Annotated in this window: 12 protein-coding genes; 9 read left to right on the forward strand and 3 right to left on the reverse strand. The window is 63.8% G+C overall.

From position 1 onward, the window contains the following. Nucleotides 1-135 precede the first annotated feature (135 nt). Nucleotides 136-1,695 (forward strand): bifunctional AfsR/SARP family transcriptional regulator/alpha/beta hydrolase, encoded by a 1,560-nt coding sequence (locus ABIB91_RS00465; RefSeq protein WP_354159151.1) that lies wholly within the window; start codon nucleotides 136-138, stop codon nucleotides 1,693-1,695. 78 nt (nucleotides 1,696-1,773) lie between these two features. On the opposite strand, the gene ABIB91_RS00470 is transcribed toward ABIB91_RS00465, so the two are convergent. Further along, a complete protein-coding gene (locus ABIB91_RS00470; protein WP_354159149.1) occupies nucleotides 1,774-2,439 on the reverse strand; it encodes a TetR/AcrR family transcriptional regulator in 666 nt (221 codons plus the stop codon). A 244-nt stretch (nucleotides 2,440-2,683) separates the two neighbouring features. Here ABIB91_RS00470 and ABIB91_RS00475 point away from each other — a divergent pair, with 244 nt between their 5' ends. From ABIB91_RS00475 to ABIB91_RS00485, 3 genes are read left to right on the forward strand one after another with little or no spacing between them, the layout of a single operon-like run. Then, complete coding sequence (locus ABIB91_RS00475) at nucleotides 2,684-3,226, forward strand: OsmC family protein (protein ID WP_007602244.1); 543 nt, start codon at nucleotides 2,684-2,686, stop codon at nucleotides 3,224-3,226. A 34-nt stretch (nucleotides 3,227-3,260) separates the two neighbouring features. Then, nucleotides 3,261-4,373, forward strand: coding sequence for an acyl-CoA dehydrogenase family protein (locus tag ABIB91_RS00480; RefSeq protein WP_354159147.1), 1,113 nt, complete (start codon nucleotides 3,261-3,263; stop codon nucleotides 4,371-4,373). A 46-nt stretch (nucleotides 4,374-4,419) separates the two neighbouring features. Continuing rightward, a complete protein-coding gene (locus ABIB91_RS00485; RefSeq protein WP_007602248.1) occupies nucleotides 4,420-5,298 on the forward strand; it encodes a sulfurtransferase in 879 nt (292 codons plus the stop codon). A gap of 6 nt (nucleotides 5,299-5,304) precedes the next feature. Here ABIB91_RS00485 and ABIB91_RS00490 read toward each other — a convergent pair whose 3' ends face one another. Further along, complete coding sequence (locus tag ABIB91_RS00490) at nucleotides 5,305-7,233, reverse strand: sigma 54-interacting transcriptional regulator (RefSeq protein ID WP_354159144.1); 1,929 nt, start codon at nucleotides 7,231-7,233, stop codon at nucleotides 5,305-5,307. 159 nt (nucleotides 7,234-7,392) lie between these two features. On the opposite strand from ABIB91_RS00490, the gene ABIB91_RS00495 reads away from it, so the two are divergent. The 4 genes from ABIB91_RS00495 (at nucleotide 7,393) to cynS (ending at nucleotide 11,208) form a co-directional block, all read left to right on the forward strand. Continuing rightward, on the forward strand, nucleotides 7,393-8,772 hold the full coding sequence (locus tag ABIB91_RS00495) for a CmpA/NrtA family ABC transporter substrate-binding protein (protein ID WP_354159142.1): 1,380 nt from the start codon (nucleotides 7,393-7,395) through the stop codon (nucleotides 8,770-8,772). 166 nt (nucleotides 8,773-8,938) lie between these two features. Beyond that, on the forward strand, nucleotides 8,939-9,781 hold the full coding sequence (ntrB, locus tag ABIB91_RS00500; protein ID WP_354159140.1) for a nitrate ABC transporter permease: 843 nt from the start codon (nucleotides 8,939-8,941) through the stop codon (nucleotides 9,779-9,781). A 4-nt stretch (nucleotides 9,782-9,785) separates the two neighbouring features. Next, complete coding sequence (locus tag ABIB91_RS00505; RefSeq protein ID WP_219684993.1) at nucleotides 9,786-10,709, forward strand: ABC transporter ATP-binding protein; 924 nt, start codon at nucleotides 9,786-9,788, stop codon at nucleotides 10,707-10,709. 16 nt (nucleotides 10,710-10,725) lie between these two features. After that, entirely contained in the window at nucleotides 10,726-11,208 is a 483-nt protein-coding gene (cynS, locus tag ABIB91_RS00510) for a cyanase (RefSeq protein ID WP_219684992.1), read from the forward strand. Between the two features lie 115 nt (nucleotides 11,209-11,323). On the opposite strand, the gene ABIB91_RS00515 is transcribed toward cynS, so the two are convergent. After that, nucleotides 11,324-11,647, reverse strand: coding sequence for a DUF1476 domain-containing protein (locus ABIB91_RS00515; RefSeq protein ID WP_007602260.1), 324 nt, complete (start codon nucleotides 11,645-11,647; stop codon nucleotides 11,324-11,326). Nucleotides 11,648-11,956: 309 nt separating this feature from the next. Here ABIB91_RS00515 and purC point away from each other — a divergent pair, with 309 nt between their 5' ends. Next, nucleotides 11,957-12,724, forward strand: a complete 768-nt coding sequence (gene purC / locus ABIB91_RS00520; protein ID WP_171944915.1) for a phosphoribosylaminoimidazolesuccinocarboxamide synthase — start codon at nucleotides 11,957-11,959, stop codon at nucleotides 12,722-12,724. Nucleotides 12,725-12,733 lie beyond the last annotated feature (9 nt).

Below are 12,733 nucleotides of genomic sequence, written 5' to 3' on the forward strand. Positions count from 1 at the left end.
GTGCCTGATGCAGCCGTGCCGCATGCAGGAGCCTGAGTTGCTCGCCGGCGAGCAGGCTCGATCTGCCCCGACTGCTATCGCTGGACCGTCCCCTGTGCGTCCCCCGGGGGCGCCGCGAGGGGAGGGAGGACTTTCATGACGGTTTTCTCGCTGGGGACGTTCGGGTTCCCGGAGGTCCACGCCGACGGCCGCCCGATCAAGTTGGCCCTGCGCAAGGGCCTCGCGCTGCTGGTCTATCTCGCGGAAGCCAAGGGCGCTGCGGCCCGCGACGTGGTGGCCACGCAGCTGTGGCCCGAGGCCGACCGCGAGACCGGCCTTGCGCGATTGCGGCGGCTGCTTCACCGCATCGAGCTGACGCTGGGTCAGCAGGTGTTCGAGACCGATCGGACTAGTCTGCGATGGTCTCCGGCAGTCGCGCTGCAGGTCGATGCACATCTGTTCGAGAGCGCCTGCGATCGCGGTGACTTTGACGAGGCCTGCCATATTTATCGCGGAGATTTCCTCGCAGGCTTCTCGCCGGAGGACTGTCCGGAATTCGACGACTGGGCTTTCTTTCGCCGCGAGGCGCTGCGGGGACGGCTCGTTCACGCGCTGGAGCGCCTGGTGCAGGACAAGACCGCCGCCGGCAACTACTTTTCCGCGGCCACGCATGCGACCCGTCTGGTCGAGCTCGATCCTTTGAGCGAGGTCTACGGCCGGCATCTGATCCGCAGCCTGCTACTGGCGGGTGACCGCAGCGCGGCAGAACGGCACCACGCGGCGCTGACGCAGCGGCTCAAGGACGAGCTTGGCGTTGCGCCCGAGGCCGAGACCGAGGCGTTGATGAGTCCTGCGGCGGCAGCCGACGTTCCAGCGACGCGCTACGTCAAGGGCGCCGGTGTGCATCTGGCGTATCAGACCTATGGCAGCGGTCCGCTCGATATCCTGGTCATGCCCGGCTTCGTGTCGCATGTGGAACGCGCCTGGGAGCATCCCGCGAGCCGGACGTTTCTGGCCTCGCTGATGAAGCTGGGGCGGCTGATCGTATTCGATCGTCGCGGCATCGGGTTGTCCGACCGGGTTGGATCTGCGCCCGGTATCGACCTCACTGCGGAGGATATCGGTACCGTGTTGCGGGCGACGGATTCGCGCCGTGTCGTGCTGTTCGGCGCATCCGAGTGCGGGCCGGCCTGCATCAAATTTGCGGTCGACGAGCCGCGACTCGTGGCCGGACTCATTCTGTTCGGTGCATTGGCCAAGGGCTGCTGGTCGCAGGACTATCCGCACGCGTTGCGCGCCAGCCAGTACGACGCCTGGAGCAAGCACCTCATTGCGCAATGGGGAGGACCGGTAGAGATTGAAACCTTCGCGCCCAGCCTTGCCGGCGATCCCCAGGCCCGCGCCTGGTGGGCGGGGCTATTGCGCGCGGCCTCCAGTCCCGGCGGCATCTCGGCCGTGCTCGAGGCGTTTCGCGACGCCGACGTGCGGCAGCTTTTGCCGCAGATTGCCATGCCGACATTGGTGCTGCATCGTCGGGACGACAAGGCCGTACGGATTGCGGCCGGCCGCGATCTCGCGAGCCGGATCAAAGGTGCGCAATTCGTCGAGCTCGACGGCCATGATCACTGGTTCTTTGCAGGCGATCAGGGACTGGTGCTGGGGGCGATCAGGCGGTTCATTGCTGCGTTACCGCGCGAGCGGCTGCGAGTGCTGTAGCCCGGATGAGCGACGCGACATCCGGGGACGGTCGTCCCGCATGTCGCTGCGCTCATGCGGGCTACGGGATGGGAGCGATCACACCGCCTCGAGCTGATCCGCCGCGCGCTTCTTCTTTGCCTTGGACTGGCTGAGCAGGGGACCTGCCGTCAGCGCCGCCGTATCCGCCACACCCGGATCGCGCGACACCATCGCCGCGACGATCGCGCCGTCGATCAACAGGCCGAGCTGGTGCGCGAGCACGATGGGTTCGTTCGATCCGAGCTCGCCGGCGAGCTTCTCGATATGGCCGAGCACGATCTTCTTGTGCTTCAGCGCGATGTTGCGGAACTGCTTGGCGTCCTTGTCGTGCTCGCCGACCGCGTTGATGAAGGGGCAGCCGTAGAAGCGCTCTTCGGCGAACCAGCTCTTCAGGGCCGGGAAGATGCGCGTGAGTTTGGCTTGCGCGTCGCCGCCGCCTTCTTCCATGGCGCCGATGAACCATTCGCGCCACTGCTTGCCTTCGCTCTCCAGCACCGCGTTGACGAGATTGGTCTTGGAGCCGAACAGTTTATAGAGCGTGGTCTTCGCGGTGCCGGCTTCCGCGATGATTGCGTCGATGCCGGTGGCGTTGATCCCGTTCTTGCAGAACAGATGCGTCGCGGCGTTGAGCAGGCGTCCGCGCGCGGAATCGTCTTCGCTGGTGCCGCTGTGCGGTAAATGAGACATCTTCTTCGACGTCTTCTTGGGTAAGGGCTTGGCCATGGATGCAACTTAATCGCAGCCGCGCTGCATCAGCAAGCCGCATCTGTCCGCGCTGAAAAGATTCGCACGGGAAAGCCCCTCTGCATTGTCTTTGAGCAAACGGTCGCTGATCAATCCGCGGGCAGCGTTCGCTAAGAGGCTCCAATGTTTCGCCTTTTGATTTTGGCCGGCTCTGGCACGCTCCATGCAAGGAAACAGACCGTTCGGTATCCTGCCGATTTCCACTTCTGCCAGGGAGAAGATGATGACTGCCGTCGTTCAGAAGACAGTGCTGACGGGTTGCCTCGCGCCCATCGACAAGAATGGCCTCGAGCAACTGATCGCCAACGGCAAGGCCAATCCGAAGGTCATCAAGACCTTGAAGTGCAAGACGGTCGCGGAAGGAAAATTCCGCCATGCCAACTACATCCGCAATTTGCCGCCCTACATCGTCGACGAGCCGCCGGGGCTTCTGGGCGACGACACTGCGCCCAATCCGTCCGAAGCCTCGCTGGCCGCGCTCGGCTCCTGCCTTGCCGTCGGCCTGCACGCCAACGCCGTGCATCGCGGCTGGATCGTCAACAAGCTCGAGCTCGAGCTCGAGGGTGACCTCAACATTACCGCGGTGTGGGGCACCGGCGACATGTCGGACAAGCCGGTCGGCTTCACCGACGTCCGCGTCAAGGTCGACATGGAATGTGAGGGGATCTCGCCGGACGAGATCAATGCGCTGGTGGCCCATGTGAAGCAATGGTCGCCGGTCGCCAACACCTTCACCCGCCCGGTCAATCTCGAGGTCGGCATCTGAGCTGACGGCAACAGGACAAGGTGCGGAGACGATCATGGGTTCACTGGCTTTATCACGGACCGAAGTTTTGGATCAGCCCGCACCGTCCATTGCAGGAGAGGTGGCGCGAATCGCGCGGGAGCAGCTCGCGCCGCTCGCCGCCGGCATCGACGACGGCTCGGTCTATCCGGCCGAAGTGCTGCGCAAACTTGGCGAGGTCGGTGCCTGGGGCAGTCACATGCCCCACGAAGGTCCCGCCGATTTGCGCTGTGCCATCCAGGCGATGTCGGCGATCGGCGAGGTCTGCGGCAGCACCGCCTTCATGGCGTGGTGCCAGAACACGCTGGTCTGGTACGCCGCCAACTCGACCAACATGAAGCTGGCAAAGCGCTTCGGCGATGCGTTCTCGACCGGCCGCGTGCTCGGCGGCACCGGGCTCTCCAATCCGATGAAGAGCTTTTTCGGCATCGAAAAGCTCAAGCTGAAGGGGCGCAAGGTCGACGGCGGCTACATCGTACGCGGCGCGCTGCCCTGGGTCTCCAATCTCGGCCCCGGCCATTATTTCGGCACCATCTTCGAGCGCGAAGACGAGCCGGGCACTGTCATGTTCCTGGCCGACTGCGCCGATCCCGCGATCTCGCTGACGCCATGCAAGCCGTTCCTCGCCATGGACGGCACCGGCACCTATGGCGTGCAGTTCCGTGACGCCTTCGTGCCTGACGAGCTGATCCTGGCCGATCCCGCCGCGCCGTTCGTCAAGAAGATCCGCGCCGGGTTCATCCTGCTGCAGGCCGGCATGGCGCTCGGGCTCATCAAGGACTGCATCAACATCATGGACGAGGTCGACAACCCGCTCGGCCACATCAACCGCTATTTGCCGCAACAGCCGGTGCACTTCCGCGATCTCGCCGCCGAGCTCGAGGCCGAGACCATGGCGCTGGCGCGCGATCCCTACAATGAAGAGGAGACCTACTGGCGCAAGGTGATCGCGCTCAGGCTTCGCGCCGGCGAGGCCAGCGTCGCGGCGGCGCATGCGGCGATGCTGCATTGTGGCGCGCGCGGCTACCTCAAGTCCCACCGCGCGCAGCGCCGCCTGCGCGAGGCCTATTTCGTCGCGATCGTCACGCCTGCCACCAAGCAGTTGCGCAAGATGCTTGCCGATTCCTGAGTTTTACGAGCCCACCCACCATCTAACCTCAACGGAGAGGCTGCCAATGACGGACGTTCTGATCTCTGCCAGCGAACTTGCCGATCTCTTGAAGACCGAGCCCTGTGTCGTGATCGACACCCGCAACCCCGACGCCTATGGCGCCGGGCACCTTCCCAATGCCGTGAACGTGCATGAGATATTCACGTTTCTTGCGACCTCGACGCCGGAGGGCATGGCCGAGCTGAAGACCAAGTTCGCCGACGCCTTTGGCGGCGCGGGCCTGTCCGGCAAGGAGACCGCCGTGATCTACGAGCAGTCGATGAACTCCGGCTTCGGCCAGTCCTGCCGCGGCTACTACCTGCTCACCATGCTCGGCTATCCCAAGATCAAGGTGCTGCATGGCGGCTTCGATGCCTGGGCTGCCGCAGGTCTTCCGGTGACGAAGGATGTGCCGGCGCCGGCGAAGGCGTCGTTCGGAATCGTGCCTGAAGCGGGCGATATCCTGATCGACGCCAAGACCATGCTGGCGGCGGTCGGCAAGCCGGGCGTCGCCATTCTCGACGTGCGCGACGTCGACGAATGGATCGGCGACAGCTCGTCTCCGTACGGGAAGGATTACTGCCCGCGCAAGGGTCGCATCCCCGGTGCGGTGTGGCTGGAATGGTATCGCATGATGAAGCCAACCGCCGAGGGCCCGCGCTTCAAGTCCAAGGACGAGATTTTGGCGGAATGCGCCACTGTCGGCATCTCGCCCTCCACGCCGGTCTATCTCTACTGCTTCAAGGGCGCGCGCGCCTCGAACACGTTCCTGGCGCTGAAAAACGCCGGCGTGAAGGACGTGCGGATGTATTTCGGCTCCTGGAACGAATGGTCGCGCGATCCGTCGCTGCCGATCGAGCAGGGATTGCCGATCGCATCGGAGGTGACGACCAAGGCGGCGTGATCGCCGCTAACCGAGGGCACGCGGACGGGGCGCGATTCCCAGCGCCTTGATCCGCGAGGCCAGCGTGGTCGGCTTGATATCCAGCATCTCGGCCGCGCCACCGGGGCCGAACACTTTTCCGGCGCAGCCCTCGAGCGCGGCCAGGATGTTGGCGCGCTCGTGATCGCGCATTTCGGATGACGTCATCACAGCGGGCCGTGCGTCAGCCTTCTGCCGCGTGGCGCCAACCGGGGCCTGCGTGCCGGAGGAGTCGGGCAGATCGATCCGCAAACGGCCGTTCTGCGACAGGATCGCAGCGCGCTCGATCACGTTCTGCAGTTCGCGGACATTGCCCGGCCAGTCATAGCGCGTCAGCCGCCGCGCATCGCCTTCCGACAAGCGCAGATTCGATTTCAGCGCCTTGCTCTCGCGGGTCAGAAAATGCTGGGCGAGCAGTGGAATGTCCTCGCGCCGTTCGCGCAGCGGCACCGTCTCGATCGGAAACACGTTGAGCCGGAAATAGAGATCCTCGCGAAAACGGCCGCGCTGCACCTCCTGCTTGAGGTCGCGGTTGGTCGCGGCGATGACGCGGACGTCGACCGCGCGGGTGCGCTCCTGGCCGACCCGCTCGAAATTGCCCTCCTGCAACACGCGCAGCAGCTTGCCTTGCAATTCGAGTGGAATCTCGCCGACCTCGTCGAGGAACAGCGTGCCGCCATCGGCGAGCTCGAAGCGGCCGATGCGGTCGCGCGTCGCGCCGGTGAAGGCGCCGCGGACATGGCCGAAGAACTCGCTCTCGAACAATTCGCGCGGGATCGCGGCGCAATTGACGCGGATCAGCGGCCGGTCGCTGCGGGTGGAATCCTCGTGGATGGCGCGTGCGATCAGCTCTTTGCCGGTGCCGGACTCGCCGGTGATCATCACCGCCGCGCTGGTCGGCGCCACCAGCTTGACCTGGCGCAGCGTCGTCTGGATCGCCTCGCTGCCGCCGATGATGCCGCGCGGATTGGTCTCGATGCGGATCTCTTCCTGGAGATAGGCGTTTTCGAGCTCGAGACGTTCGCGCAGGCGATCGACCTCGGCGAGCGCGGCGTGCAGCTTCTCGTCGGCCTCGCGGCGCTGGCTGACGTCGCGAAACACCACGACGGCGCCGACCACCACGCCGCGGTCGCGGATTGGCGTGGAGGTGTATTCGACCCAGGCCGGCGAGCCGTCCTTGCGCCAGAACACCTCGCCGTCGACCTGGTGCACGGCCCCGTCGCGGAACGCCGCGTAGATCGGGCAATCATGGTTGTGATAGTGCCGCCCGTCATGGTGGGTGTGGTGCATGATGGGATGGATTTCCTTGCCGACCAGCTCCTCGGCAGTCCAGCCCAGCATCCGCTCGGCGGCGGGGTTCACGAAGGTGGTCTTTCCTTCCGCGTTGACGCCGTAAATGCCTTCGCCGGCGGCGCGCAGGATCAGCTGGTTCTCGCGCTCGATGTCCTGGAACACGCGCTCGACCCGCTGCCAGGTCGAGATGCCGCTGCGCATGTGGTCTTCGGCGGCGGCATCGACATTGCGGCGGCGGCGCGCTTCGAGATCGGTCAGGGTGAGCTGGACCAGCGTGCGCCCGTCATGGGGCAGGACGCAGCCGGCATATTCGAGCCGGAGATTTTGCCCGGTGGCATGGCGCGGGTTGAGCGCCGTGGTCCAGTAGGCGCCCTTGTGCAGCACGGCCTGGGTGAACACGGTCAGCGCCGGAAGTTCGCCGGCATGCAGCGTGCTCGCCCTGGTCTGGCGCAGCAGCGCGCGGTCGTAGCCGAGCAGGGCGCAGGCGGCGGGATTGGCATCGACGATCAGGTCGCCGAAGGGGTCGATCAGCAGCGTCGCCTCGACCGAGGATTCGAAGGCCGCGATGCGCGGATCGATGGTCGGGGCCACATCGTCGTGGGCGAGTATCGGCGTCGTTGCCATTACGAAATCTCGTTATTCAACTACGAAATGTCGTTTATCACGAATTTTCGTAATGACCAAGTGTGAGCGAAAGTGCTGCGTCATCAAGGCACTGGTGGGCGCGAAGGTGGTGGCATGCTCCTTGCGTAATTCTCCTCGCAACGACGCGCAGGAGGTCCGATGTCCACTTTCGACAATCCGTTTGATCCCAATCGCAACCTGCGAGCCGGCTGTGCCTGTGGTCAGCATCAATCCGCGGCGGAGCATGAGCAGGCCACCGCGTTGCGCTGTGATCCCGTCGAGAGCGAGGAGAAGCGCTACGAGGGCGTGGTCGCCTCTGCCGTGATGCGCGCGATGTTTCCGCAGGACGTGGCGCGGCGAGCATTCCTGAAGTCGGTCGGGGCCTCCACCGCGCTGGCCGCGCTGTCGCAGTTCTTCCCGCTTCAGACCGCGACCGAGGTTTTTGCGCAGGCCGGCACGCCGGAAAAGAAGGATCTCAAGGTCGGCTTCATCCCGATCACCTGCGCCACGCCAATCATCATGGCGGCGCCGCTGGGCTTCTATGCCAAGCACGGCCTCAACGTCGACGTGGTCAAGACCGCCGGCTGGGCCGTGATCCGCGACAAGACCATCAACAAGGAATACGACGCCGCGCACATGCTGGCGCCGATGCCGCTCGCGATCTCGCTTGGCCTAGGTGCCAACGCGATTCCGTTTGCCGTGCCCGCGATCGAGAACATCAACGGGCAGGGCATCGTGCTGGCGAGCAAGCACAAGGACAAGCGCGACCCGAAGGATTGGAAGGGCATGAAATTCGCCATCCCCTTCGACTATTCCATGCACAATTATCTGCTGCGCTACTATCTCGCCGAACACGGGATCGACCCCGACACCGATGTGCAGCTGCGTTCGGTACCGCCGCCGGAAATGGTGGCAAACCTGCGCGCCGACAACATCGACGGCTTCCTCGCGCCCGACAATATCTGCCAGCGCGCGATCTATGACGGCGTCGGCTTCATGCATCTCTTGTCCAAGGAAATCTGGGACGGCCATCCCTGCTGCAGCTTCGCGGCCAGCCGCGAGTTCATCACGACGGCGCCGAACAGCTTTGCCGCGCTGACGCGCGCGATCGTCGATGCCACGGCCTATGCGTCGAAGGCGGAGAACCGCAAGCAGATCGCGGAAGCTATCGCGCCGGCGAACTACATCAACGCGCCGGTCACGGTGCTGGAACAGGTCTTGACCGGCACCTATGCCGACGGCCTCGGCGGCGTGAAGACGGATGAAAAGCGCGTCGATTTCGACCCGTTCCCCTGGCAGTCTTTCGCGGTGTGGATGCTGACGCAGATGAAGCGCTGGGGCCAGATCAAGGGCGACGTCGACTACAAGGCGATCGCCGAGCAGGTCTATCTCGCAACCGACACCAGGAAGCTGATGACCGAGATGGGCCTGGCGCCGCCGGCCGGCAGCTACAAATCGTTCGCGGTGATGGGCAAGACTTTCGATCCGGCCAAGCCCGAGGATTATTTGGCGGGCTTCAAGATCAGGAAGGCGTCGTGAGCGGCCGCGCTCTCTTTTCACCTCGCCCCGCTTGCGGGGAGAGGTCGGATTGCATCGTTAGATGCAATCCGGGTGAGGGGGACTCTCCGCGAGTTCGTCGCTCACCGAATATGCGGAAGCATGCCCCTCACCCCGACCCTCTCCCCGTAAGAACGGGGAGAGGGAGATGACCACCGCCTCCCTCCGTCTCCGCGCCGGCCTGGTCTCGATCGTGCTGCTCGCCGCCTTCCTGGGCGTCTGGCATCTCGCCGTGCGCTCGACGGCGCCGGTGGCCACGATGAGCGCGGAATACGCCAAGCTGATGGGCCTGACCGCGACCCAGGGCAAATCTGCCATGCCCGGGCCGCTCGATGTCGGCGCAAAACTCTGGGAGCATGTGAGGAGGCCGTTCTACGACAACGGGCCGAACGACAAGGGGCTCGGCATCCAGCTCGGCTACTCGATCGCGCGCGTCGGCACCGGCTATCTGCTTGCCGTGCTCGTCGCCATCCCGCTCGGCTTCCTGATCGGCATGTCGCCGCTGCTAAGTCAGGCGCTCGATCCCTTCATCCAAGTGCTGAAGCCGATCTCGCCGCTCGCGTGGATGCCGCTCGCGCTCTACACCATCAAGGATTCCTCGATCTCGGCGATCTTCGTGATCTTCATCTGCTCGATTTGGCCGATGCTGCTCAACACCGTGTTCGGGGTCGCGAGCGTACGCAAGGAATGGATCAACGTCGCGCGAACGCTCGAGGTCGGAACGCTCAGGCGCGCTTTCACCGTGATCCTGCCGGCGGCAGCACCGACAATCCTGACCGGCATGCGCATCTCGATCGGCATTGCGTGGCTGGTGATCGTTGCGGCCGAAATGCTGGTCGGCGGCACCGGCATCGGCTATTTCGTCTGGAACGAGTGGAACAACCTCTCGATCACCAACGTCATCATCGCGATCCTGCTGATCGGGGTCGTCGGCATGCTGCTCGACCAAATCCTTGCGCGTTTCACGCGCATGGTCACGTTTCCGGAGTAGGGCCGTGACCGAAAAATTCATCTCCATCGAAGCCATCGCAAAGCGCTATCCGGGCGCGGACGGCGCGACGACGGCGGTCTTCGAGAATCTCTGGCTGTCGATGGCGCGTGGCGAGTTCTGCTGCGTGATCGGCCATTCCGGCTGCGGCAAGACCACGGTGCTCAACATCCTCGCCGGCCTCGATGCGCCGAGCGAGGGCGCGGTGATCGTCGACGGGCAGGCCATTTCAGGCACCAGCCTCGACCGTGCCGTCATCTTCCAGAGCCATGCGCTATTGCCCTGGCGCACCGTGCTCGGCAACGTCGCTTACGCCGTGAGCTCGAAATGGCGGAGCTGGGATCGCGCCAAGGTGAAGGCGCATGCGCAGACTTTTATCGATCTCGTCGGCCTGACGGGTTCGGAACACAAGCGACCTTCCGAGCTTTCCGGCGGCATGAAGCAGCGCGTCGGCATCGCGCGTGCGCTCTCCATTACGCCAAAGATGATGCTGATGGACGAGCCGTTCTCGGCACTCGACGCGCTGACGCGCGGCACGCTGCAGGACGAGGTGCGGCGCATCTGTCTGGAGACCGGGCAGACCGCGTTCATGATTACCCATGACGTCGACGAGGCGATCTATCTCGCCGACAAGATATTCCTGATGACCAACGGTCCCGGCGCGGTGCTGGCCGAAGTGGTCGTGAACCCGCTGCCGAGGGACCGCGGCCGCACCGATTTGCACCGCCACCCGTTGTACTACGCGCTGCGCAACCACATCGTTGATTTCCTGGTGACGCGCAGCAAGACTTTCGCGGCCGAGACGCCCGCTCACGATCCGCGCAATGTGCCGGTGGTGCATATCGGCAAGCCCGGACTGACCGTCGCGTCCAGTGGAGACGAGCAACGACAGACCTGGATACCCGGGACGAGTCCCGGGCTGACTGCTTGAAAAAGGAGACCCTGACATGAAACGCGAAGACCTCACCGAGAAGCTGCTCGACATCAAGCGCGAGAAGGGCTGGACCTGGAAACATATTTGCGAGCAGATCGGCGGCTATTCCGAGGTGCTGATAACAGGCGCGATCCTCGGCCAAATGAAATTGACCAAGCCGCAGGCCGCGAACGCCGCTGAACTGTTCGGCCTGACGAAGGCCGAGACCACGATGTTGAACGAGACGCCGATGCGCGGCATGCCGATGCCGCCGACCGATCCCTTGATCTATCGCTTCTACGAACTGGTCATGGTCAACGGTCCGGCCTGGAAGGCGCTGATCGAGGAGGAGTACGGCGACGGCATCATGTCGGCGATCGATTTCGACATGGTGATGGAGCGCCTGCCCAATCCGAAGGGCGACCGCGTCAAGATCACCATGAGCGGCAAATTCCTGCCGTATAAATATTACGGCGCCAGCGGCAACGTGCCGGAGTATGGATTCAAGGAGGGGTGATCGATCCCTCCGTCATTCCGGACGCCGCGATAGCGGCGATCCGGAATCTCGAGATTCCGGGTTCGGTCCTGCGGACCGCCCCGGAATGACAGTGCGTGCGGATGCCGCTTTCGCCTTATTTCCCGGCCTTCACCTCGGCCGCCGCCACCGCGATCAACTCGTTCATCTTGGCCCGAATCGCCTGTTCGGTGATGGCGACGTTCTTCGCGGCGAAATCGGCCATGACCTTGCGCAGGACGTCGGCGTCACCGGCTTCCTCGAAATCGGCCGCGACCACCTCCTTGGCATAGGCCGTGGCGGCATCGCCGGTAATGCCGAGCTTTTCGGCCGCCCACAGCCCGAGCAGGCGGTTGCGGCGGGCTTCCGCCTTGAATTTCTGCTCTTCGTCGAGGGCGAACTTCTTCTCGAAGCCTTCCTCGCGCTTGTCCAACGTGCTCATGCCTTTTCCAATTCCCTGCTGACTGGACCCGGCCGGCCCTCGTTGCGAGAGCCCCGGTGCATGCCTAGATAGGGGGCACGAATCGGCAAAACAACGAGCCGTTAAGCCGCAGGCAAGGCGGTATAAGTTTGATGCCGGACGCCCGGATCGATTGTGCTTGGACAGCCAATCGGATAGGTTGCCTCAGGCTGGGTTCCCGTTCTGTTTCTAGGGGTTCCGGGCCGTTCACGGCAGCTCCGCTGTGGGTCGTAGTCTCGTCAACCGGAGCACACCAAATACATGGATTTCAACAAAACACGGTACATCCCCATGAGCCGTCGGCGTCGCATTTATGAAGGCAAGGCAAAGGTTCTTTACGAAGGCCCGGAGCCCGGTACCCTGATCCAGCACTTCAAGGATGACGCCACCGCGTTCAATGCGAAAAAGCATCAGGTGATCGAGGGCAAGGGTGTCCTCAACAACCGGATCTCGGAGTACCTGTTTCAGCACCTCAACGACATCGGGGTGCCGACCCATTTCATTCGCCGCCTCAACATGCGCGAGCAGTTGATTCGCGAAGTCGAGATCGTGCCGCTGGAAGTGGTAGTGCGGAACGTTGCCGCCGGCTCGCTGTCGCAGCGCCTCGGCATCGAGGAGGGCACGCAGCTGCCCCGTTCGATCATCGAGTTCTATTACAAGAACGACCAGCTCAACGACCCCATGGTGTCGGAAGAGCACATCACCGCTTTCGGCTGGGCGACACCGCAGGAGATCGACGACATCATGGCGCTTGCCATCCGTGTCAACGACTTCCTCACCGGTCTCTTTCTCGGCATCGGCATCCGCCTCGTCGACTTCAAGATGGAGTGCGGCCGGTTGTTCGAGAACGACATGATGCGGATCATCGTCGCCGACGAGATTTCTCCGGATAGCTGCCGTCTGTGGGACATCAAGTCGAACGAGAAGCTCGACAAGGATCGTTTCCGCAGGGATCTCGGTGGGCTCCTCGAGGCCTATACCGAAGTCGCCAAGCGTCTCGGCATTCTCATGGAGAACGAGCGTCCTGCGGGCTCCGGCCCGGTGCTGGTGAAGAGCTAAGAGGGATCT

It is taken from the genome of Bradyrhizobium sp. JR4.3 (assembly GCF_040547695.1).
Taxonomy (GTDB): domain Bacteria; phylum Pseudomonadota; class Alphaproteobacteria; order Rhizobiales; family Xanthobacteraceae; genus Bradyrhizobium; species Bradyrhizobium canariense.